We start from the raw sequence: 19,378 nt of genomic DNA, 5'->3' as shown, positions 1-19,378 counted from the left end.
TGAAAATATTGAGGCCGATCCAGCGCCGGTGGCGACGACCTTTGAAGCCCATGCCATGGGGCGTTCTCCGGTGACCCGTGTAGCGGTTGGCAGTTCTGTGTGCGATTCAGAACCGATCTGCATAATTTATCTACGAACTCCGGAAGCTTTTGTGCCTCTTAGACCGATAGCTGGATCAACAAGCGCCAATATCAGGTCGTTTTCGTGATGCTTTCAATTCGGGAATTGAAATGGAACCTCATAGTGGCGGCGGAGTTTTCATCCAGGGCGGAGTTCCGATGAATACAATGGAGGCTATGATGAAACATTATCTTTCGAGTGCTGCGGCCGCGATCGTCCTGATGGGTGGCATTGGCGTGGCGATGGCTGAAAACGTCGTCGTCGTCCAGCCGGAGCAGGAGACGGTCGTTCGCCAATACATCAAGAAGGAGCCGCTTGCGTCGGTGAACCTGCTGGGCGTCGAACTCAAGCTTGGCTCGTCGGTGCCCGACACGGTCGAATTGCGTCAGGTGCCCGACGTCAAATATCGCGTCGCCGTGATCAATGACCAGACCGTTCTGGTCGATCCAGAGACACGCCAGATCGTCCAAGTCCTGCACTGAGTGAGGCCCGACGCGTAGGCCGACACACCGGGATTGCCCGCGTTGGGTTGTCTTGGGAGGAGCCCGTCACCAGACATTCGCGTCGGTGGCGGGCTTTCCTTTGAGGCAGGTTTTGCCGTGGTCTATTCGGCGGCCAGCTTGTCCTGCGTGTTCGTCTCAAAATCGCGGGCGTCGTGGCGCTCATGCAGCTGCATGGCGGGTTCACCGAAGGCGCGGTTGACCATGCGGCCGCGCTTGACCGCGGGGCGGGCGTCGATCGCCTTGGCCCAGCGCTGCACATGCTGGTAGTCGTTCACGGACAGGAACTCGCCGGAATCATTGTACATGCGGCCGAGCGCCAGCCCGCCATACCAGGGCCAAATCGCCATGTCGGCGATGCTGTAGTCCTTGCCACCGAGATATTCGGTTTCGGCCAGCCGACGGTCGAGCACGTCCATCTGGCGCTTTACCTCCATCGAGAAGCGGTCGATGGCATATTCGAACTTCTCCGGCGCATAGGCGTAGAAATGGCCGAAGCCGCCGCCCAGATAAGGTGCCGAACCCATCTGCCAGAATAGCCAGGACAGCACCTCGGCGCGGGCCGGCTGTTCGGTTGGCAGGAATTCGCCGAATTTTTCGGCGAGATAGACGAGGATCGAGCCGGATTCGAAGATGCGCACCGGGGTCTTGCCGCTGCGGTCCATCAAGGCGGGAATCTTTGAATTGGGATTGACCTCGACGAAGCCGCTGCCGAACTGGTCGCCATCGTTGATGCGGATCAGCCAGGCATCATATTCGGCGCCCTGGTGGCCGCGGGCCAGAAGTTCCTCCAGCATGACGGTCACCTTGACGCCGTTCGGCGTCGCCAGCGAATAGAGCTGCAGCGGGTGTTTGCCGACTGGCAGGTCCTTGTCGTGCGTCGGCCCGGCGATCGGCCGGTTGATGCTGGCAAAGGCGCCGCCATTCGCCTTGCTCCAGGTCCATACTTTCGGCGGGGTGTAGTCGGTCATCTCGGGGCCTCGTGGGGAAGGATGGGCAGGTCGCCCTACAACTAGGGTTTCAGAGGGGGAAGTTCAACTTGCGTTGAACTATTGTTGACGGAGGCTCCGTTTTCCCTTCCCCTGGTGGGGTGATCAGCCGGATCGTGAAGCGAATTCGTCGTGCCAGTGGCCGCGCGAACCGCTTCTCACCCCTTGCACCATCTCGCTTGCGGCATACCTATAGAAATATCACCTATCCAGGAATGACAGCATGACCATCAATCCCAATCCGCGCTCGGTCGTTGCCGTGCGGGCGACCGTTCCGGAGGATGCCTTCACGGCCGGTGCCCTGGGCACGCTCAGGGAAGGCAGCGGTGTCGTCATCCGCAACGACGGGCTGGTGCTGACCATCGGCTATCTCATCACCGAAGCGGAAGAGGTCTGGCTGACCAGTCATAACGGCCGCGTCATCCCGGCGCACGCGCTTGCCTATGACCAGGAATCGGGCTTCGGCCTGGTGCAGGCGCTGGCGCCGCTCGGCCTGCCGGCGGTGGCGCTGGGCGATGCCGGCAAGGCCAGGATCGGCGACGCCGTGGTGCTGGCCGACGGCGTCGGCCAGTCGGTGCAGGCCAGGATCGTCACCAAGCAGGAATTCGCCGGCTATTGGGAGTATCTGCTCGACGAGGCGATCTTCATCGCGCCCGCGCACCCGTCCTGGGGTGGTGCCGGGCTGTTCGGCGCCGACGGCTCGCTGCTCGGCATCGGTTCGCTGCGGCTGCAGATGAGCCGCAACGGCGAGGTCGCCGATATAAACATGGTCGTGCCGATCGACCTTTTGCCGCCCATTCTCGACGATCTCCTGACGCGCGGCCATGTGGCCAGGCCACCGCGCCCGTGGCTCGGCGCCTTGTCGGCCGAAAGCGACGGCAAGGTGGTGGTGATGAGCGTGACCGAAGGCGGCCCGGCCGCCAAAGCCGGCCTGCGGCAGGGCGACATCATTTCCGACATCCGTGACGGCGCGGTCGATGGGCTGGCCGATTTCTATCGCAAGCTGTGGGAGAGCGGCTCGGCCGGCGCGGAGATCCCGATGCGGGTGCTGCGCGATGGCCGCGAAACCTGGCTGCGCGTCAAATCGGCCGACCGCGGCAGTTTCCTCAAGAAGCCGCAGCTGCAGTAGGCATCGGCTGGGGCATTTCGTTGCATCCCAGTCGGCCGCTCACCGCGCCAGCGGGCTGTCCCAGACGACAAACAACAGCGCTTTCAGCTGGGCAAAGCGTTCTGGTCCGAGTTCGGTGCGCCACTCTTCCTCGATGTCGCGCAGGATATCGACCATTTTCCAGAAGGCGGCGTGTCCGCGTTCGGTGGACCGCACCACGCGCGCACTGCCTTCGCCCGGAATGTCGGAGCGCATGAGATAACCGTAACCTTCGAGACTGCTGAGCAGCTGGTTGATGGCCTGCTTGCTCATGCCTGCGCGCTCGGCGATGGTGCCCGGGCGCGCGCCGTCCGGCCCGGGAAACTGCAGCACCGCCATATGCGGCAAGCGCAATTCGTCGAAGCCGGCGGCGTTGAGCTCCTTGATCAGCCGGCGCTGGATCGCCTGCGCCGGCACGCGCAGCAGCGCGCCGATCAGCAGATCCTCGGTCTTGGTCTGCAGAACTTCAGTGGATGTGGCCATTGACGATCCGGTAAATTGAGTTTACTCATATGCGGTAAATGTAATTTACTCGGGGAGCTTGTGCAATGCCAGCCTTGGATCTTCAGGTCAATCCAGCCAACGAAACCATTGGTACCATGGGGCTGTCGGTTCGCTTCCTGGTGTCAGGCGACAGTTCGAACGGCAGCGTCGCCGCCTTCGAACTTATGGTGCCCGGCGCGCAGCGGCTGCCGGCGCCGGCGCACAGCCACGACCACTACGAAGAGACGATCTACGGCGTCGACGGAGTGTTGACCTGGACCGTCGACGGCAAGGCGATCGAGGTCGGGCCAGGGGAGGCGCTATGCATTCCACGCGGCGCCGTACACCGGTTTGACAACAATGGCACCAGGGATGCCAAGGCGCTTTGCGTCATCACGCCGGCGGCGATCGGCCCGGACTATTTTCGCGAGGCCTTTGCGGTGCTCAATGCTGCCGCCGGCGGCCCGCCCGACAAGCTCAAAATGATGGACATCATGCGCCGGCACGGATTGACGCCGGCAGCGCCGCCACCGACGTGAAGCCGGTCGAAGAAACGCCGGTCACCCGTCGCAAGCGCTGAAATCAGCACCCGGGTTCCAGTCCTTGAAGGCGACGGTTCGGCCTTCCACCGAGACGGTCCCGTGCTTCGAGCTGCCGTCAGGCTGCGTCTTGCTGCTGGTGCCCTTGCCGGTCAGCACGTTGTACTCACAGGCGCTGGCGACATTATCCTGCTGGAAGTCCTCGTAGTCATAGGCAAAACCGGCGACGATGAAGGCACCGTTGCGCCAGGCGATGGTCAGCGTCATGTTGGTCCGCTGGCCGCCGATCGGCATCGCCGGCAGATAGAACTTGATCGACCCGTTCGGCAGCATCGTCAGTTCCGGCTCGGTGTCTGAATTTTCGTAGCCCGGCCGGTCGTAACCGTTCCATTCGCCGAGGATCTGCTCGTGCACGATTTCGACGGGCTTGAGGTAATTGTGCTCCTTGTCCCTGAGGAAGAAGTGGATGTCCATCGGATTGCCGGGCTGGGTCTCGACGACCATGGCAAGGTCGACGGCGCCGTCGCCGTTGAAGTCGCCGGTCACCGCCGTGATGATTTTCAGGGTGTCGATCGGTTCGCCGAGGGCAGCTGTGGGCAACAGCATCGCCAGGGCGAAGAGCAGAGATTTCATGATGCGTTCCCAAGCGTGTGGAACAGGACCATCGCAGGTCTGCGAGATTTCGACAGCGGGGTGGAGGAAAATATTTTGGCCCGGGGGCGCCCTAGTCGAGTTGCGCACTCGCAAACACCACCAGGTTCCCGTCGGGGTCGCGCAGGCGCATGATGTAGAAATCGTCGGCTTCCTCGATCGGGCCAGGGTCGAGGCCAGCATCCATCAGCCGCTGCCGCTCGGGCGTCAGCGGCAGCACGCCGAGCGTCAGCGTGCTGGTGCCGGCCTTGTCCCTGTCCTCGAAGAGCTGCACCTCAGCGCTGTCGCTGAACTGCCATTCGGCCAGGCCCGGCATCGGCCGGCGCAGCGGCGACTTGCCGAAGAGCTTTGCATACCAGCCGATGCTGGCTTCGAGGTCGGCGCAGCTGACATGGGCGAAAATGGTCTGGATTGTCATCGGGAACCTCCATCCGGCGGTTGCACTGAAGCCGGAACGCGGCGATGGGTGGTGCGTTCCATCGTCATCCGCCAGCAGGTTTTGCTGCTGCCGAAAACTGACAGGGACCCATGTCACGATGTTGACGGATGATGTTTGGCTGGAGGCAAGATGTCGGTGATGCGAACGAACGGGCAGGCCGGCTGATGGCGCCGGTCTGGGTCGATCCCGACAAGGTCAGGGAGTTCCCGGACGCGGCCAGCTTCCACGCCTGGCTCGGCAAGCACCACGCCGCGGAAACCGAGGTGTGGATCAAGGTCCACAAGGTGGGGTCGGGGCTGAAGTCGATCACGCCGAAAGAGGCCATCGACGTGGTGCTGTGCTTTGGCTGGATCGACGCGGTGCGCAAGGGGCTCGACGACAACAGTTTCCTGCAGCGCTACACGCCGCGCGGCAGGAAGAGCATCTGGAGCCTGATCAATATCGACAATGTCGCGCGGCTGGTCGAGGAGGGCCGCATGACCGAGCATGGGCTGAGACAGGTCGAGGCAGCCAAGGCCGATGGCCGCTGGGCGCGCGCCTACGGCAGCGGCAAGGAGATGAAAATCCCCGATGACCTGCAGGCAGCCATAGATGCCGAACCCAAGGCGAAAGAGATGCTGGCAAAGCTCAGCGCACAGAACCGCTTCGCGCTTGCCTTCCGCACCCACAACATGAAGACCGAAGCTGGCCGCAAGAAGAAGATCGAGACCTTCGTCGCGATGCTGAAGCGCGGCGAGACGATCCATCCGCAGGGCAAGAAGTAATCCTTTCAGGCGCCGCACTGCCGGCGCTTTGCGTTTAGCCGCACCCGTTTCACATTTTCTCGGAATTGCTCCAGCCACGGTGGGTATTGGCCGCCTCGGGCTTTCGGGTGCCATGCAGTCGATCAAGGCGCTGATTAAGGCCGGCTGCGTCAGATCGAGGTCATTCGCCGCCGCCGAGAAGGACCCTGTCTCCGCCACTCGCGGGAACGTTCGCAATCCCGATACGATGTCCACTCTCACCCATACTATTCGACATAAACCTTATGTCCCGCATCCCAGGCGGGAGGCGCTTTACAGGATTATGGATATCATATATCCTTAAGGATATTAAATGTCCTCAAAAGGAGAGAGCAGTGACACAGCGCCTGAACGTCGCCCAACAATCGCCTGAGCTATTCAAGAAGTTTCTCGACTTCAGCATGGCCGAGGCGCGCAGCGTGATCGAAGAGAAGATCCGCGATCTGGTCCATATCCGGGCGTCCCAGATCAATGGCTGCGCCTTCTGCCTCGACATGCATGTCAAGGAAGCAAAGATCCACGGCGAGAGCGAGTTGCGGCTCTACCATGTCGCCATCTGGCGGGAATCAAACCTTTTCATTCCTCGTGAACGCGCCGCCCTTGCCTGGACTGAAGCCGTCACGAAGCTCCCCGAGGGCGGTATTCCGGACGAACTCTACGAGCGGGTGCGTGGGCAGCTTTCGGAAAAGGAAATCTCCGACCTGACCTTCTCGATCATGGCCATCAACGCCTGGAACCGTGCTAACGTCGCCTTCAAGACCGTGCCCGGCTCTGCGGATAAACTCTACCGCCTCGACAAGGCAGGCCTGAACTAACCCCGCCCTTCTGGCATTCCCATCAATCGATGCGGCGCGACGTGGCGGCCGCTAACGGAGAAGTCTTATGAAAATCGTCATCATCGGGGGCACCGGCCTCATCGGTTCCAAGACAGTCGAACGCCTGCGCAAGCAGGGCTGTGAGGTGATCGCCGCCTCCCCGAATACCGGTGTCAACACCATCACCGGCGAAGGTCTGAAGGAAGCGCTCGCGGGCGCCGAGGTCGTGATCGACCTCGCCAACTCACCCTCCTTCGAGGACAAGGCCGCGATGGAATTCTTCGAGACCTCGGGCCACAATCTGCTCGCAGCGGACAAGGCTGCCGGCGTCAAGCATCACATCGCGCTCTCGGTCGTCGGAACCGAACGCCTTCAGGACGTCGGCTATTTCCGCGCCAAGCTCACCCAGGAAAAGCTGATCAAGGCTTCCGGCATTCCCTACACCATCGTTCATTCCACGCAGTTCATGGAGTTCTTGGCTGGCATCGCCCAATCGGGCACGGTCGGCGACGCCGTGCATCTGTCGCCGGCCTATGTACAACCCATCGCGTCCGATGACGTCGCCGACGTCATGGCCGGTGTCGCGCTCGCCGCGCCGATCAACGGCATGATCGAGATTTCCGGTCCGGAGCGTGTGCGAATGAGCGAGCTCGTCGCCCGCTACCTGAAGGCTGCCGGCGATCCTCGCAAGGTCGTGACTGATCCGGATGCGCTCTATTTCGGCGCGAGGCTGAACGACACGTCGCTCGTCTCCGACAACAATCCCCGTCTCGGCAGCATCACCTTCGAGCAGTGGTTCGCCACCTCGACGCGCAAATGACCGTCACGATGCGCCGCAGCGCAGCGTTCCACTCAACGCATGAAAGGAGTTTAGAAATGATCAAGTCAATCCTTGCCGCCCTCATCGTCACGGCAGCCGTGGCAGGCCCGGCCGCGGCCGAGGACGCAGGCGGGAAAGCCGCCAAAGTCACGCTCGTCTATGAGCATGAACTGCCGAATGTCCCCGGCAAGAGCATCAAGGGCATTCTGGTCGAATATGGTCCCGGCGGTCACTCGGAAGCGCACACCCATCCGACCTCCGCCTTCATCTATGCAACGGTTCTGGAAGGCTCCATCCGCAGCCAGGTCAATGACGGCCCGGTCAAGGTCTACAAGGCCGGCGAGAGCTTTTCGGAATTGCCGGGCGATCGCCACAGTGTGAGCGAGAACGGCAGCAAGACCAAGCCCGCAAAACTACTGGCAGTCTTCGTGGTCGACACCAACCAGAAGGAACTGACCTATCCTGTCAAGAAGTAGGCCGACCAGGCAAGTAGGCCGGGCGCCCATCCTTGCGTCCGGCCGTGCCGGTAGGCTGAAATCATGCCGGCGAGTCAATGTCGGGTGATCACCGCCCAGTGCTCTCCACGCTCCCGTGGCCGGCATTTTCGCGTGGCATCCTCAGGGTGCCCGATGGCCCGCCTGTTGTCTGTAAGAAGGACTAGCCATCCGTCACGATCTGCCATTTCCATTCATCCGGCGCGCTCCAGCACCCATTCAAAGCTGCTCTTCCAGAGTTCGGCTGGAATCTCCTGCGCCAGGGCCTCGGTGAGATCGGAAAGCTTGACGCTGCGCAATTTTGCCCGCCAGGCCTCGTCGGCTTCCCACATGATGCGCGACACCGCGCAAGGGCTGCTTTCGCAATAGTCCTGCGGACGGCATGGGTTGTTTGCGCGGATGTTGTTGCACACGAACGTCGGCGTCTTGCCCTCGACCGCTTCGACAATATCCAGGAAGGTCAGTTCAGCCGGTGTCCGCGCCAATCGATATCCACCTGACGGACCCAGCGTCGTATGGACCAGCCCCGCCTGCGACAGGCTTTGCAGGGCCTTGGAGAGATACTCCTTGGGAAGGCCGTGGAACTCGGCAAGCGCTTTTGTCGAGAGATAGCGCCCGGCAGGCAGGCCTGCGAGAATGGCGCAGCAGTGCAGCGCCCATTCGACTTGGCTTTTCAGGATCATCGATGAATTCCGGGGTCGATACTGACCGAGCTTTATTAAGGATACAAAATATCCCTATTCTCCTGCGGTGTAAACAGACGGGTTCCCGGTCCCGCTTGAGTGGGGTTTCAGCATCGTCCGCAGGGCAAGAGGTAAGCCGTTCAGGCCCCGGAATGCGGGTCAATGCTGTAGGGATGGACCGGATAGCCGGGACCGATGGCGTCGCGCACGCGGCCAATCCACCCCATGACCGCCGGATAGTCCGCCAGCGAGAAGCCGCAATCCTCGGCGCGATGGCTGTAGGCATAGACAGCGATATCGGCGATCGTGAAGTCGTTTCCGACGAGAAACGGGGTGTCGCCAAGGCTGCGGTTCATGGCGGCGAGGGTGCGGGCTCCGGCTTCGCGCTTGCCTGCAACCATGCCCTGGTTGCGCTCGAGGCGTCCGGTCAAGGTCCAGAAGCGCAGCGAGCCGATGACCGGTTCGACATTGTACTGTTCGAAGAACAGCCACTGCATGACTTTGGCGCGCTGATAGCGGTCCGCCGGCAGAAGGGGCGTCCCTTCGGCGAGGTAAGTCAGGATCGAATTGGATTCGGCGATGGCACTGCTGTCTTCGAGCTGGAGCACCGGTACGGCACCGGCAGGATTGAGTTCAAGGAAGGCGTCGGTGTGGCTCTCGCCCTCGAAAATCGAGACCTTGCGACTGTCATAGGGGATATTGAGCAGCCCGAGCAGAACCCGGACCTTCCAGCCATTCTGCGATGGCAGATAATCATGAAGCGTGAGCATGGCTGGTCCTCGTGATGGATCAACCATCGCATGGCGTGCCGCCCGGCCACCACCCGATTCCTGCACGCCATCGCATGAAGACTGCGATCCCGGCCACCTAATAAATCACTTCTGCTCGTGCCATCTTTCTCCCGAAGCAATCGACATCCCAGGAGCAGCACATGAACACGCAATCCAGCAAGGTCGCGCTGGTTACCGGCGCCAATCGCGGCATCGGGCTCGAGACCGGGCGCCAGTTGGCGAAGCTCGGCTTCACCGTTCTGCTCGGCGTGCGCGACCTCGCCAGAGGCGAAGCGGCGGCACGAGGCCTCGATGGCCATGTCGAGGCCATCGCGTTCGACGTCGCGGCGCCCGACGCTGCGGCATTGGCGGCGGCGGATGTCGAGCGCCAGTTCGGCCGTCTCGACGTGCTGATCAACAACGCCGCGATCCACTACGACGCCGGTTCGCGGGCCTTGCTGCCGGACTGGACGGTGATCCGCGAGGCGTTCGAGACCAATGTCTTCGGTGCCTGGCGGGCTGCGTCCGCCTTCGCGCCGCTGCTCAAGGCCGGTGGCCATGGCAGGCTGGTTAACGTTTCTTCCGAGGGTGGTTCGCTGGCCTCGATGGGGGCGGGGGCGCCGGCCTATTCGACATCGAAGGCGACGCTCAACGCGCTGACCTGCGTGCTGGCGGCTGAACTGCGCGGCGCCGGCGTCCTGGTCAACGCCGTCTGCCCGGGCTGGGTCGCCACCGACATGGGCGGGCCGGGCGGGCGCCCCGTTGCGCAAGGAGCAGCGGGCATCGTCTGGGCGGCGACCTTGCCGGACGAAGGGCCGACCGGCGGTTTCTTTCGCGACGGCAAAAGGCTGCCGTGGTGACGGATGGTACCCTGACCAGGCGAGATGGTGGTCTGTACGAACGCGGGAATGATCGGCCGGCTCCAATCGATGTGTCGCGCAAAGCACTTCAACATCTGAATCGTTGAATTGCGCTAACATCTTGGTTTCACACAATTGCAGCGAAAGACGGTTCCGCACTTTTGCCGAAACTGCACGCAAGAAAAAGCCGCCCTCGCTTTTGCGAGTGGCGGCCTCTCCTGGGAGGAAGCCAGAAAGAAAGCGCTATCAATAAGCCTTGCAGTGCTTGTTGCCGGTGTGCTTGTGGCTGTGCTTCCTGAGATATGATCTCACTCAGCCTCATCGTCCGGCGTCACCCCAAGCAGCTCCAGAGCGTTGGCCAGCGTCCTGATGCCTTGCGCCTGCTTGCGCTCGGCACAGAAGCGGATGGCTGTCTTCTGCAGTGTCGTTGCCTCGGCGACCTCGGCTGTCTCGGCTTTGGTCTGGATGACTTCGTCGAGTTGATGACTGAGCCGGTCGCAGTGCTCGCTGCGGGTGATGGCGGCTTTTGCTTCCGACGGTCCGATCGCGGTGACGGCAAGCGACATGCCGAGCAGGGCACCCGTCCATCCGTTAGAACCTCGTTGCATTGCCGGTAACATCCGTTGGCGTTGTGCCGCGACCATTCCGGCTGCAGCGGGGATGCTTATGCCAGCCAATCTTTTCGCCAGTTTTTCCGAACTGTTGAATCTTGTTTCTGGATTGTGTCCGGGGACGGTCTTGGCTTCTCCCACAAGAAGGAGGGAAGTGTTGCCGCTGCGGCGCTTGTGCCTCTTCCTCTGGCGCCCGCCATCGCGTATGGCCCCGGGGAAAATCCTTCCAAGTTCCAAGCCCCCGGAAATCGCATGATCAGACTGGAAAGCATCAGCAAGCAGAATGGCCGTCAGCTTGTCTTCATCGAAGCGTCGGCGGCGCTGCAGAAGGGCGAGAAGGTCGGCCTCGTCGGCCCCAACGGCGCCGGCAAGACGACGCTGTTTCGCATGATCACCGGGCGGGAACAGCCCGACGAAGGCCAGGTGCAGGTCGATCGTGGCGTCACCATCGGTTATTTCAGCCAGGATGTCGGCGACATGGAAGGCCACAGCGCGGTGGCCGAAGTGATGAACGGCGCCGGGCCGGTGAGCGACGTGGCGGCCGAGATGGCCGCACTCGAGGCCGCCATGGCCGACCCCGACCAGGCCGACCAGATGGACGACATCATCGCCAGATATGGCGAGGCGCAGCACCGTTTCGAGGAGCTCGATGGCTATGCGCTCGACGGCCGCGCGCGCGAGGTGCTCGATGGCCTGGGTTTCAGCCAGGAGATGATGGACGGCGATGTCGGCAAACTCTCCGGCGGCTGGAAGATGCGCGTGGCTCTGGCCCGCATTCTTCTGATGCGGCCCGACGCCATGCTGCTCGACGAGCCGAGCAACCATCTCGACCTCGAAAGCCTGATCTGGCTGGAATCCTTCCTGAAGAACTATGATGGCGCATTGCTGATGACCTCGCACGACCGCGAGTTCATGAACCGCATCGTCAACAAGGTGGTCGAGATCGACGCCGGTTCATTGACAGCCTATTCCGGCAATTACGAATTCTACCAGCAGCAGCGGGCGATCGCCGACAAACAGCAGCAGGCGCAGTTCGAGCGCCAGCAGGCGATGCTGGCCAAGGAGATTGCCTTCATCGAGCGCTTCAAGGCGCGCGCCTCGCACGCCGCCCAGGTGCAGAGCCGGGTGAAGAAGCTGGACAAGATCGACCGCGTCGAGCCGCCCAAGCGCCGCCAGACTGTGTCGTTCGACTTCCAGCCGGCGCCGCGCTGTGGCGAGGATGTCGTGACGCTGAAGAGCGTCCATAAGGGTTATGGCAGCCGCAGCGTCTATGAGGGGCTCGATTTCCAGGTCCGCCGCCGCGAGCGCTGGTGCATCATGGGCGTCAACGGCGCCGGCAAGTCGACGCTGTTGAAGCTGGTCGCCGGTGCGTCCGAGCCCGACGCCGGCACCGTGGCGCGCGGCCCAAGCGTCAAGATGGGCTATTTCGCCCAACACGCCATGGAATTGCTGGAAGGCGAGCGCACCGTGTTCCAGACGCTCGAGGACGCGTTCCCGCAGGCCGGCCAGGCGCCGCTCAGGGCACTCGCTGGCTGCTTCGGCTTTTCCGGCGACGAAATCGAGAAGAAATGCCGGGTGCTGTCAGGCGGCGAGAAGGCGCGGCTGGTGATGGCGCTGATGCTGTTCGACCCACCCAACCTGCTGGTGCTCGACGAGCCGACCAACCATCTCGACATCGCCACCAAGGAGATGCTGATCACGGCGCTTTCGCAGTATGAAGGCACCATGCTCTTCGTGTCGCACGACCGGCATTTCCTGGCGGCGCTTTCCAACCGCGTGCTGGAACTGACGCCAGAAGGCATCCACACTTATGGCGGTGGCTATACCGAATATGTCGAGCGGACGGGGCAGGAAGCGCCGGGGCTCAGGAGCTAAGGGCGCCGAGCCACTACCCCGCGGCCAGCCATTTGCGCGACTGGGCAAAGGTCTTGAAGGCCTTCGCCTCCATCGGGCGGCCAAGAAAGTAGCCTTGCAGGATATCGCAGCCAAGCTCCTTCAGGATGCGCGCGTGCTCCATCGTCTCGACGCCCTCGGCAACCACTTCGATGCCGAGCGATTTGCCGATCTCGATGATCGACGACACCAGCTGCCGCTGGGCCATTGAGCCAGTGATGGGCGTGACCAGTTGGCGGTCGATCTTGAGGCGACGCGGCCGCAACTTGAGCAGCGAAACGATCGAGGCATAGCCGGTGCCAAAATCGTCGATCTCGATGTCGATGCCGAGCTCCTTGATGTGCTCGATGTTCCAGGTGACGAGATCGTCGTTCTCGTCGAGGAAGATGGACTCCACCAGCTCGAACGACACGGTTCCTTCCTTGATGGCGAGCTCGCGCAAACCCTTGATCAAGTCCTTGTCCTCCAGGCGCCTGGCCGAGACGTTGACCGAGACACGCGGGATGTTGAGGTGGCTGCGCGACCAGCGCTCGAAATTCTCCAGCGCATCCTTGAGGACGATGCGGTCGATCAGCGCCACGACATTGAGCTCTTCGGCCACCTTGAGATAGGCGTCGGGGGCCAGGATGCCACGCCGCGGGTGCTTCCAGCGCGACAACGCTTCGACGCCGACGATCTCGAGCGTCCTGGCGTCGAACTGCGGCTGGTAGTAGGCGACGAATTCATCCCGCTCCAGCCCGCCCAGGATCTCGTCGGCGACCTGCTTGGTCCGCACGATCTCGCTCTGCAGTTCCTCGTTGAAGAACTCGTAGCGGTTGCGGCCACGGCCTTTCGCCCGGTAAAGCGCGAGATCGGCGTTGACGAGCAACTGCTTTGCGTCGACGCCGCTGTTGGCGGCAATGCCGATGCTGACCCCGAACCGGCACTGATGGCCCCGGTAATAGACAGGCTGGCGCATCTCCTCGATGATCCGGTCGGCGAGTGCCGAGAGTTCGTCGTCGTCACGCCCATGGCTCACCACGACGAACTCGTCGCCGCCGATGCGCGCAACGAAATCCGCGGAGCCGGCATTGGCCTTGATGACCTTCGAGGCATGGATAAGCATCGCGTCGCCCGCTGCGTGCCCGAGCGTGTCATTGATCTGCTTGAAGCGGTCGAGGTCGAGATGCAGCAGCGCCATGCGGTCGTGTTGGCCGGTTTCGGCCAGCATCTCGTCGAGATAGCGGCGGTTGGGCAGGCCGGTCAGTGAATCGTGCAGCGCCACATGCTCGATATGCGCCTTGGCGAGCTTCAGCTCGGCGTTCTTCGATTCCGACAGCTGGCGCTCGCGAATGAGGTTCTCATTGAGCAGGACGTCGCTGGTCACGTCCCATTCGGCGCCGATCAGCTTGGGCGTGCCGCCGATGTCCTGGAAGAAGCTGGCGCGCGTGCGCACATGACGGACGGCGCCGTCGGGGCGCAGGAGCCGGTATTGCGAGAAGTAGGGGCCTTTTGTCGTCGCGGCCGAATCGAAGTCCTGCTTTGCCCGCTCGATGTCCTCTGGGTGGATCGCCAGCGCCCAGTCGTTATAGCCGCGTGGCTTGCCGTCGGCCGGCTTGCCATAGATTTCGTTGACGCGTTCGTCCCACAGCAGTTCGTTGGTGGCGAGGTCGTGCTCCCAAACGCCGATGCCCGAGGCGTCCAGCGCCAGCTCCAGGCGACCGGACAGGCGCCTCAACTCGGCGTCGTTCCTTTGCCTTTCGCCAAACAGCCGCCCGGCCACGAGAATCGGCAGCACCACCAGCGCGCCGGCAAATGCCATGAGCGCCCGCAAGGTCCATTGATTTTTCGGAGCCGCTGGCCAGCCGTCCTTGGGGATGGCCGAAATCTGCCAGGAACCCGAAGGCAACTGCACATCGGCCGATACGGGCTTGCCGGCGACGACAGTGCCGTTGCCGAAGAAACGTTCGCCCCCGCCGCCCAGCGCATCCTTGCCGGTCAGCGCGACATCGATGTCGAGATCGGGGTCGGCCAGTCCGCTTGCCGCGTAGAGCCGGTCGACATCGACGACTGCCGAGACGATGCCCCAGAAGCGGTCGCCGCCTCCCGCCGTCGGCACGAAGACCGGGATGCGACCGATGAAGCCGCGCCCGCCTTGCGCCAGTTTGACCGGTCCGGCAAATACCAGCACGCGCTGGTCGCGCGCCCGAAGCGCTGCCAGGCGTTGCTCCTCGTTCTTGCGGTAGTCGAGCCCGATTGCCTTCTCGTTGCCTTCCATCGGGTACATCAGCGAGATGACCAGGTCGGGCGCGCCGGCGATGTTGTGCAATTGCGATTTCTGCTCGAACAGATTGCCTGCGAGCGACGCAAATCTCTGCTGGCCCATGTAGGGCTCTGTAACGATGGCCGAGACGAGCCCCTGAACAAGCTGGAGATTGCCGTTTATGTTGCCTTCGAGCTTGGCGCGGATGACGTTGACCTTGGCCAGCACATCGGCGCGCGCCAGTTGGTCGGAGACCTTCCTGTTCTGCTGGTCGGCAACGACGGCGCAGACCATGAGCACAACAAAGGCTATTGCCGCCGGCAAGTTGGCGGAAGAAAAAATGGCCTGTCTCAAGCGGCCGAGACTGTATCGCGTTGTGGCCAATTCGACCCGGGTACCTTTCCTGGACAATAGCTCGTCGATCGATCCTAGTAGCAAACGCTTAAATTTAACCTTCCAGGCCAGCCTGAAGTTTCAACATCGTGCCAATGCCGGCATTTTAGCTCGCAGGCTGAACCAATGCATAGCGGGCTGGCGCCGTTTGGACTTCTTCACGGTCGATGCCGGCCGCTAAAGGTTCGCAACTGCGAAGATGCGCGATGCCCAGTCGAGGAAGACGCGAAGCCGCGGCGAGAGCTGCCTGTTCTGCGGGTAAAGCGCCGACAGCGGCGTCGGCGAGGGCGGGTAGTCGGCCAGCACCTCGACGAGCGTTCCATCGGCAAGGTCCTTCTCGAAGCGATAGCGCGGTGCCTGGATGAGGCCGAGCCCAAGCCGTGCCAGATCGGCGGCGGTGTCGGAATTGTTGGCGGCGACGCGGCCCGGCAACCGGACCTCGCGGGCCTTGCCGGCGACGGTGAATTCGAAGGGCAGGGTCTCGCCGGTGCGCGACGAGACGAAGCCCACGGCCTGGTGACCGTCCAACGCATCGGGGGAGATCGGCATGCCGTTGCGTTCGAGATAGGCGGGACTGGCGCAGGTGATCTCGCGGATCATCGCCAGGCGCCGCATGATCATGCCGCTGTCGGGCGGCTCGCCGACGCGTATCACACAGTCGACGCCCTCGCGCACGAGATCGACCAGCCTGTCGCTCTGGCCGATCTGCAGATCGATGCGGGAATAGCGGGCGAGAAACTCGGGCAGGCGCGGCAACAGGAATGTGCGGGTGAGCAGCGTGCTGGCGTCGATGCGCAGCAGCCCGTAGGGCTCGGCATTGCGGAAGGCGGCCTCGGCATCCTCGATCTCGGCGAGGATGGACAGGCAGCGCCGGTAATAGGCTTCGCCGTCTTGCGTGGCGTTCACCTGCCGCGTCGTTCGCTCCAGCAGGCGCGCGCCGAGATGCTCTTCGAGCCGCCGGATCGCTTCCGTCGCGGTTGAGCGCGGCAGGCCGAGATCTGCCGCGGCGGCGGTGAAGCTGCGCCGCTCCAGGACGCGAACGAAGAGCCGCATGGTGTCCAGACGATCCATGGTCTTTGTTCGCAGTTTCCGAATAGTCATGTCAATAGGCGGCTGATTATCCGGAGGATGGCTTGGCCTATATCCGTGTCACCAACAACGCGGAGACCTTCCATGACAAATCAGCAGACAGACACGGGCACTCAAACCAGAGCGGCGATTGTGACCGGCGCCTCCAAGGGCATCGGTGCCGCCATCGCGCGGCGGCTCGCCGGCGACGGTGTCGCTGTCGTCGTCAACTACGCACGGGGACGCGCTGAGGCCGAACAGCTTGTCCGGGCGATCGAAGCCGGCGGCGGCAAGGCGATCGCCGTGCAGGCCGATATCGCCGATCCGGCCGGCCTCACCAGGCTGTTCGATGCCGGCGAGAAGGCGTTCGGCGGCATCGACATTCTCGTCAACAATGCCGGCATCATGAAGACGTCGCCGATCGCCGAGACCGATGACGCTTCTTTCGACATGCAGATCGCGATCAATCTCGGCGGTGTGTTCCGCGGCATGCGGGAAGGTGCGCGCCGACTTCGCGACGGCGGTCGTATCATCAACTTCTCAAGCAGCGTCGTCGGCCTCTACCAGCCGGGTTACGGCGTCTACGCCGCCACCAAGGCGGGCGTCGAGGCGATGACCCACATCCTGGCCAAGGAGCTTGGCGCGCGCCGCGTCACCGTCAACGCGGTGGCGCCCGGACCGATCGAGACCGCCCTGTTCACGGACGGCAAGAGCCAGGCGCAAATCGAGGCCATCGGCAAAATGATCCCGCTCGGCCGGCTCGGCCAGCCCGACGACATTGCCGGGCTCGTGTCGTTCCTGGCCGGGCCGGATAGCGGTTGGGTCAACGGGCAAATCATCCGCGCCAATGGCGGCGTGGTCTGAGGAGACAATCATGCAACAGACAATTTTGATCACAGGCGCTTCCAGCGGCTTCGGCGCGATGACGGCGCGGGCGCTCGCAAGCGCGGGCCACACGGTCTATGCATCGATGCGCGACCCGGCGGCGCGCGGCGGTGCGGCGGCCGCCGAGATGGAAGAATTCGCTCGCGACGAGGGCGTGGCGCTCAAACCCATCGCGCTCGATGTGACCTCGGACGCCTCGGCCGAGGCGGCCGTGCGCCTGATCCTCAGCGAGACCGGCCGGCTCGACGTGCTGATCCACAATGCCGGGCACATGGGGTTTGGACCGACCGAGGCTTTCGCGCCCGAACAGCTGGCGCAGCTCTATGACGTCAACGTCGTCGGCACACAGCGCGTCAACAGGGCGGCCTTGCCGCTTATGCGCTCTCTTGGCAGGGGCCAGATGATCTGGGTTGGCTCGAGCAGCACGCGCGGCGGCACGCCGCCCTTCCTTGCGGCCTATTTCGCGGCCAAGGCCGGCATGGATGCACTGGCGCAGAGCTATGCGCTGGAACTCGCCCGCTTCGGCATCGAGACGACCATCGTCGTGCCGGGCGCCTTCACCAAGGGCACCGAGCATTTTCATCATGCGGCAGCGCCGGCGGATGCGGAGCGCGCCGCGCTCTACTGGTCCGGCCCCTACACCGGCGTCGATCAGCAGGTGCTGAAGGGGCTGGCCGCACTCGAGCCAGCGGATGCCGATCCGACTGATATCGCGGCGGCCATCGTCGACCTCGTGGCGATGCCGCACGGAAGGCGTCCGCTGCGCGTGCACGTCGACCCCGCGGACGATGGTGCGGCGGTCGTCAATGGCGTCGCCGATCGTGTCCGCGCGCAACTCATGGAACGGATCGGTCTTGCCGACCTGCTCCATCCGACTGCTTGAACCCAACCCTCAAAGACCAAGGAAAACGATCATGCCATTCGCCAACATCAAGATGCCGCAAGCGGCTCTCTCCAAGGCGCAGAAGGAAGACCTCATCCATCGAACCACGGCAATGTTCGTCGACTTTTTCGGCGAAGGCGTCCGGCCCTACACGATGGTGCTGGTGGAGGAGGTCGCCGACGGCGGCTATGGCCGTGCCGACGAAGTCTTCGTCGTGCCGGAGGCCTATCGCGCGAGGGAGTAGCGCCCGAACCGCGCCTTACCTTGGCCGGCGGGGCTGAGGAAGGCGCGGCGCCGACACGCCGGGAGGGCCTACTTGCCGGCCATGTGATCGGCAAGCTCCTGGGCCTGGGCGAGAAGCGCCGGGAAGACCGGCTCGCCCGGCAGGTGCTGGCCCACACAGGCGCGATAGTCGGCGTCACCTTTCTCCCAGGCGGCATTGGCGGCGTCATACGACTTTTGGTCCTTGAGGTCCGAGGCTTGGTAGGCCTCCTGGAACTTCTGGGCGGCGGCATCGGCCGAGGCCCACAAGGCGTCGCAGGCGGCGATCTTCGGAACAGGCGGTGCCGCAGGGGCCGAGGCGATCATGACGCTGTTGCCCTTGACGAGCGTGACGATGACCTGCTGGTCGGGGTTCGGTCCTATGTCCTGCGCCCAACCGCCGAGCCGCGCAAAGGCGATGTCGGCGCCTCCAGGCTTCTTCAGGGGAAAGTCGAGCGTCCCCGTGAACGCGGCGTCGCTGTTGATCGCCTGGGTATAGAAGGCATCGAGCTTCAGCGCCGCATCGATGCCGGTGGGCAGTCTGAAGCTCGTATCCATCTCGGCGGCTCTGGACTGGAGCCACCGCGCGAGAAGCCCCCGCGTCGTTGCCACCAGGCTCGGGTCGTCGTCGCCTTTGCTGTACCGCAACCCGTCCAGCATGCCGAACCCGATATCGGCATCGCTCAGGCTTTCGAGATTGATCGTGCCGGTTGCCGGAAAACCTGAAACCGCCAAGGGGCCGAGAAGGGCTGAAAGCCGCTTTTCCAGATCGGCCAGCGCTTTCGTCCCGGCGGCATCGAGCGTTTCCACGGGTTCGTTCGCGCTTTCCAGCGCTGCGATAGCGGAAATCGCCTTGTCGCGTGCGGCGATATAGTCGTCCTCCGGCGAGGCCGCGAAAGCGGCTCCGGTCATGAGTGCGAACACGATCATCCAGACCAACCGCATGACATAGCCCCCTTATGGCGATCGACAGATTGGGAGCCATCAAGCAGCTTTGCGGCTATTGCGCGGCAGTACCGTCGACGCCAAGCATTGTATGCGTCGGCCGGC

At 63.1% G+C, this 19,378-nt stretch carries 23 protein-coding genes and 1 pseudogene; 13 read left to right on the top strand and 11 right to left on the bottom strand.

Going from position 1 to position 19,378, the window contains the following annotated elements; genetic code table 11:
* Positions 1-299 precede the first annotated feature (299 nt).
* Complete coding sequence (locus AC1D08_RS11910; RefSeq protein ID WP_457152161.1) at positions 300-602, top strand: DUF1236 domain-containing protein; 303 nt, start codon at positions 300-302, stop codon at positions 600-602.
* Between the two features lie 122 nt (positions 603-724).
* On the opposite strand, the gene yghU is transcribed toward AC1D08_RS11910, so the two are convergent.
* On the bottom strand, positions 725-1,591 hold the full coding sequence (yghU, locus tag AC1D08_RS11905; protein WP_457152162.1) for a glutathione-dependent disulfide-bond oxidoreductase: 867 nt from the start codon (positions 1,589-1,591) through the stop codon (positions 725-727).
* A gap of 241 nt (positions 1,592-1,832) precedes the next feature.
* Between yghU and AC1D08_RS11900 the strand changes: the two genes are divergently transcribed.
* Positions 1,833-2,738: a S1C family serine protease gene (locus tag AC1D08_RS11900; RefSeq protein WP_457152163.1), complete on the top strand. Its 906-nt coding sequence runs from the start codon at positions 1,833-1,835 to the stop codon at positions 2,736-2,738.
* Positions 2,739-2,777: 39 nt separating this feature from the next.
* Here AC1D08_RS11900 and AC1D08_RS11895 read toward each other — a convergent pair whose 3' ends face one another.
* Positions 2,778-3,239 carry a MarR family winged helix-turn-helix transcriptional regulator gene (locus AC1D08_RS11895; RefSeq protein WP_457152164.1) on the bottom strand — a complete coding sequence of 154 codons (462 nt, stop codon included), beginning with the start codon at positions 3,237-3,239 and terminating at the stop codon, positions 2,778-2,780.
* Positions 3,240-3,304: 65 nt separating this feature from the next.
* Between AC1D08_RS11895 and AC1D08_RS11890 the strand changes: the two genes are divergently transcribed.
* Complete coding sequence (locus AC1D08_RS11890; protein ID WP_457152165.1) at positions 3,305-3,778, top strand: cupin domain-containing protein; 474 nt, start codon at positions 3,305-3,307, stop codon at positions 3,776-3,778.
* A 21-nt stretch (positions 3,779-3,799) separates the two neighbouring features.
* On the opposite strand, the gene AC1D08_RS11885 is transcribed toward AC1D08_RS11890, so the two are convergent.
* Entirely contained in the window at positions 3,800-4,411 is a 612-nt protein-coding gene (locus tag AC1D08_RS11885; RefSeq protein ID WP_457152166.1) for a hypothetical protein, read from the bottom strand.
* Positions 4,412-4,502: 91 nt separating this feature from the next.
* Complete coding sequence (locus AC1D08_RS11880; protein WP_457152167.1) at positions 4,503-4,847, bottom strand: VOC family protein; 345 nt, start codon at positions 4,845-4,847, stop codon at positions 4,503-4,505.
* 185 nt (positions 4,848-5,032) lie between these two features.
* Here AC1D08_RS11880 and AC1D08_RS11875 point away from each other — a divergent pair, with 185 nt between their 5' ends.
* Positions 5,033-5,632 carry a YdeI/OmpD-associated family protein gene (locus tag AC1D08_RS11875; protein WP_457152170.1) on the top strand — a complete coding sequence of 200 codons (600 nt, stop codon included), beginning with the start codon at positions 5,033-5,035 and terminating at the stop codon, positions 5,630-5,632.
* A gap of 138 nt (positions 5,633-5,770) precedes the next feature.
* On the opposite strand, the pseudogene AC1D08_RS11870 reads toward AC1D08_RS11875, so the two are convergent.
* Positions 5,771-5,866 (bottom strand): annotated as a pseudogene (locus AC1D08_RS11870) (helix-turn-helix domain-containing protein); the annotation flags it as partial.
* A 119-nt stretch (positions 5,867-5,985) separates the two neighbouring features.
* Here AC1D08_RS11870 and AC1D08_RS11865 point away from each other — a divergent pair.
* The 3 genes from AC1D08_RS11865 to AC1D08_RS11855 all read left to right on the top strand — a co-directional run bounded on the left by AC1D08_RS11865 (position 5,986) and on the right by AC1D08_RS11855 (position 7,761).
* The gene (locus AC1D08_RS11865) at positions 5,986-6,465 is read left to right on the top strand and encodes a carboxymuconolactone decarboxylase family protein (protein WP_457152168.1); all 480 of its coding nucleotides are present in this window, start codon (positions 5,986-5,988) and stop codon (positions 6,463-6,465) included.
* A 67-nt stretch (positions 6,466-6,532) separates the two neighbouring features.
* A complete protein-coding gene (locus AC1D08_RS11860; protein WP_457152169.1) occupies positions 6,533-7,285 on the top strand; it encodes an SDR family oxidoreductase in 753 nt (250 codons plus the stop codon).
* 56 nt (positions 7,286-7,341) lie between these two features.
* The gene (locus AC1D08_RS11855) at positions 7,342-7,761 is read left to right on the top strand and encodes a cupin domain-containing protein (protein WP_477423163.1); all 420 of its coding nucleotides are present in this window, start codon (positions 7,342-7,344) and stop codon (positions 7,759-7,761) included.
* A 212-nt stretch (positions 7,762-7,973) separates the two neighbouring features.
* Here the strand turns inward: AC1D08_RS11855 and AC1D08_RS11850 are convergent, their stop codons facing one another.
* Together AC1D08_RS11850 and AC1D08_RS11845 are read right to left on the bottom strand one after the other, a co-directional pair.
* Positions 7,974-8,462 carry an RrF2 family transcriptional regulator gene (locus tag AC1D08_RS11850; protein ID WP_095091225.1) on the bottom strand — a complete coding sequence of 163 codons (489 nt, stop codon included), beginning with the start codon at positions 8,460-8,462 and terminating at the stop codon, positions 7,974-7,976.
* Positions 8,463-8,602: 140 nt separating this feature from the next.
* The gene (locus AC1D08_RS11845) at positions 8,603-9,232 is read right to left on the bottom strand and encodes a glutathione S-transferase family protein (protein ID WP_457150287.1); all 630 of its coding nucleotides are present in this window, start codon (positions 9,230-9,232) and stop codon (positions 8,603-8,605) included.
* Positions 9,233-9,393: 161 nt separating this feature from the next.
* On the opposite strand from AC1D08_RS11845, the gene AC1D08_RS11840 reads away from it, so the two are divergent.
* Entirely contained in the window at positions 9,394-10,092 is a 699-nt protein-coding gene (locus AC1D08_RS11840) for an SDR family NAD(P)-dependent oxidoreductase (protein ID WP_457150288.1), read from the top strand.
* A gap of 308 nt (positions 10,093-10,400) precedes the next feature.
* On the opposite strand, the gene AC1D08_RS11835 is transcribed toward AC1D08_RS11840, so the two are convergent.
* Entirely contained in the window at positions 10,401-10,700 is a 300-nt protein-coding gene (locus AC1D08_RS11835; protein WP_457150289.1) for a hypothetical protein, read from the bottom strand.
* A 255-nt stretch (positions 10,701-10,955) separates the two neighbouring features.
* Between AC1D08_RS11835 and AC1D08_RS11830 the strand changes: the two genes are divergently transcribed.
* Entirely contained in the window at positions 10,956-12,578 is a 1,623-nt protein-coding gene (locus AC1D08_RS11830) for an ABC-F family ATP-binding cassette domain-containing protein (protein ID WP_477423161.1), read from the top strand.
* A 13-nt stretch (positions 12,579-12,591) separates the two neighbouring features.
* On the opposite strand, the gene AC1D08_RS11825 is transcribed toward AC1D08_RS11830, so the two are convergent.
* Positions 12,592-15,132 (bottom strand): bifunctional diguanylate cyclase/phosphodiesterase, encoded by a 2,541-nt coding sequence (locus AC1D08_RS11825; protein ID WP_457150291.1) that lies wholly within the window; start codon positions 15,130-15,132, stop codon positions 12,592-12,594.
* On the opposite strand from AC1D08_RS11825, the gene AC1D08_RS11820 reads away from it, so the two are divergent.
* On the top strand, positions 15,131-15,412 hold the full coding sequence (locus AC1D08_RS11820) for a hypothetical protein (protein WP_457150292.1): 282 nt from the start codon (positions 15,131-15,133) through the stop codon (positions 15,410-15,412). The two genes, AC1D08_RS11825 and AC1D08_RS11820, sit on opposite strands and share 2 nt — an antisense overlap.
* Here the strand turns inward: AC1D08_RS11820 and AC1D08_RS11815 are convergent.
* Positions 15,409-16,302: a LysR family transcriptional regulator gene (locus AC1D08_RS11815; protein WP_457150293.1), complete on the bottom strand. Its 894-nt coding sequence runs from the start codon at positions 16,300-16,302 to the stop codon at positions 15,409-15,411. The two genes, AC1D08_RS11820 and AC1D08_RS11815, sit on opposite strands and share 4 nt — an antisense overlap.
* Before the next feature lie 102 nt (positions 16,303-16,404).
* On the opposite strand from AC1D08_RS11815, the gene AC1D08_RS11810 reads away from it, so the two are divergent.
* Genes AC1D08_RS11810 through AC1D08_RS11800 form a run of 3 tightly spaced genes read left to right on the top strand, consistent with a single transcriptional unit; the run spans position 16,405 to position 18,311 of the window.
* Positions 16,405-17,163: an SDR family oxidoreductase gene (locus AC1D08_RS11810; protein ID WP_457150294.1), complete on the top strand. Its 759-nt coding sequence runs from the start codon at positions 16,405-16,407 to the stop codon at positions 17,161-17,163.
* 7 nt (positions 17,164-17,170) lie between these two features.
* Positions 17,171-18,067, top strand: a complete 897-nt coding sequence (locus AC1D08_RS11805) for an SDR family oxidoreductase (protein ID WP_457150314.1) — start codon at positions 17,171-17,173, stop codon at positions 18,065-18,067.
* 31 nt (positions 18,068-18,098) lie between these two features.
* Positions 18,099-18,311 carry a tautomerase family protein gene (locus AC1D08_RS11800; protein WP_457150295.1) on the top strand — a complete coding sequence of 71 codons (213 nt, stop codon included), beginning with the start codon at positions 18,099-18,101 and terminating at the stop codon, positions 18,309-18,311.
* A gap of 68 nt (positions 18,312-18,379) precedes the next feature.
* Here AC1D08_RS11800 and AC1D08_RS11795 read toward each other — a convergent pair whose 3' ends face one another.
* Positions 18,380-19,273 carry a hypothetical protein gene (locus AC1D08_RS11795; RefSeq protein ID WP_457150296.1) on the bottom strand — a complete coding sequence of 298 codons (894 nt, stop codon included), beginning with the start codon at positions 19,271-19,273 and terminating at the stop codon, positions 18,380-18,382.
* Between the last annotated feature and the right edge of the window lie 105 nt (positions 19,274-19,378).

This window comes from Mesorhizobium sp. P2_E6 (assembly GCF_056403835.1).
The sequence above is the reverse complement of the archived record's forward strand: the minus strand, read 5'-3'. Positions and strand labels throughout refer to the sequence as shown.

Bases quoted from the DNA above. Each gene is read 5' to 3' on its own strand.
- yghU (WP_457152162.1), bottom strand. From the start codon at position 1,591: ATGACCGACTACACCCCGCCGAAAGTATGGACCTGGAGCAAGGCGAAT.
- AC1D08_RS11860 (WP_457152169.1), top strand. From the start codon at position 6,533: ATGAAAATCGTCATCATCGGGGGCACCGGCCTCATCGGTTCCAAGACA.
- AC1D08_RS11850 (WP_095091225.1), bottom strand. From the start codon at position 8,462: ATGATCCTGAAAAGCCAAGTCGAATGGGCGCTGCACTGCTGCGCCATT.
- AC1D08_RS11795 (WP_457150296.1), bottom strand. From the start codon at position 19,273: ATGCGGTTGGTCTGGATGATCGTGTTCGCACTCATGACCGGAGCCGCT.
- AC1D08_RS11835 (WP_457150289.1), bottom strand. From the start codon at position 10,700: ATGCAACGAGGTTCTAACGGATGGACGGGTGCCCTGCTCGGCATGTCG.
- AC1D08_RS11830 (WP_477423161.1), top strand. From the start codon at position 10,956: ATGATCAGACTGGAAAGCATCAGCAAGCAGAATGGCCGTCAGCTTGTC.
- AC1D08_RS11895 (WP_457152164.1), bottom strand. From the start codon at position 3,239: ATGGCCACATCCACTGAAGTTCTGCAGACCAAGACCGAGGATCTGCTG.
- AC1D08_RS11815 (WP_457150293.1), bottom strand. From the start codon at position 16,302: ATGGATCGTCTGGACACCATGCGGCTCTTCGTTCGCGTCCTGGAGCGG.
- AC1D08_RS11810 (WP_457150294.1), top strand. From the start codon at position 16,405: ATGACAAATCAGCAGACAGACACGGGCACTCAAACCAGAGCGGCGATT.
- AC1D08_RS11890 (WP_457152165.1), top strand. From the start codon at position 3,305: ATGCCAGCCTTGGATCTTCAGGTCAATCCAGCCAACGAAACCATTGGT.
- AC1D08_RS11820 (WP_457150292.1), top strand. From the start codon at position 15,131: ATGAGCACAACAAAGGCTATTGCCGCCGGCAAGTTGGCGGAAGAAAAA.
- AC1D08_RS11880 (WP_457152167.1), bottom strand. From the start codon at position 4,847: ATGACAATCCAGACCATTTTCGCCCATGTCAGCTGCGCCGACCTCGAA.
- AC1D08_RS11900 (WP_457152163.1), top strand. From the start codon at position 1,833: ATGACCATCAATCCCAATCCGCGCTCGGTCGTTGCCGTGCGGGCGACC.
- AC1D08_RS11800 (WP_457150295.1), top strand. From the start codon at position 18,099: ATGCCATTCGCCAACATCAAGATGCCGCAAGCGGCTCTCTCCAAGGCG.
- AC1D08_RS11840 (WP_457150288.1), top strand. From the start codon at position 9,394: ATGAACACGCAATCCAGCAAGGTCGCGCTGGTTACCGGCGCCAATCGC.
- AC1D08_RS11910 (WP_457152161.1), top strand. From the start codon at position 300: ATGAAACATTATCTTTCGAGTGCTGCGGCCGCGATCGTCCTGATGGGT.
- AC1D08_RS11875 (WP_457152170.1), top strand. From the start codon at position 5,033: ATGGCGCCGGTCTGGGTCGATCCCGACAAGGTCAGGGAGTTCCCGGAC.
- AC1D08_RS11885 (WP_457152166.1), bottom strand. From the start codon at position 4,411: ATGAAATCTCTGCTCTTCGCCCTGGCGATGCTGTTGCCCACAGCTGCC.
- AC1D08_RS11825 (WP_457150291.1), bottom strand. From the start codon at position 15,132: ATGGTCTGCGCCGTCGTTGCCGACCAGCAGAACAGGAAGGTCTCCGAC.
- AC1D08_RS11855 (WP_477423163.1), top strand. From the start codon at position 7,342: ATGATCAAGTCAATCCTTGCCGCCCTCATCGTCACGGCAGCCGTGGCA.
- AC1D08_RS11845 (WP_457150287.1), bottom strand. From the start codon at position 9,232: ATGCTCACGCTTCATGATTATCTGCCATCGCAGAATGGCTGGAAGGTC.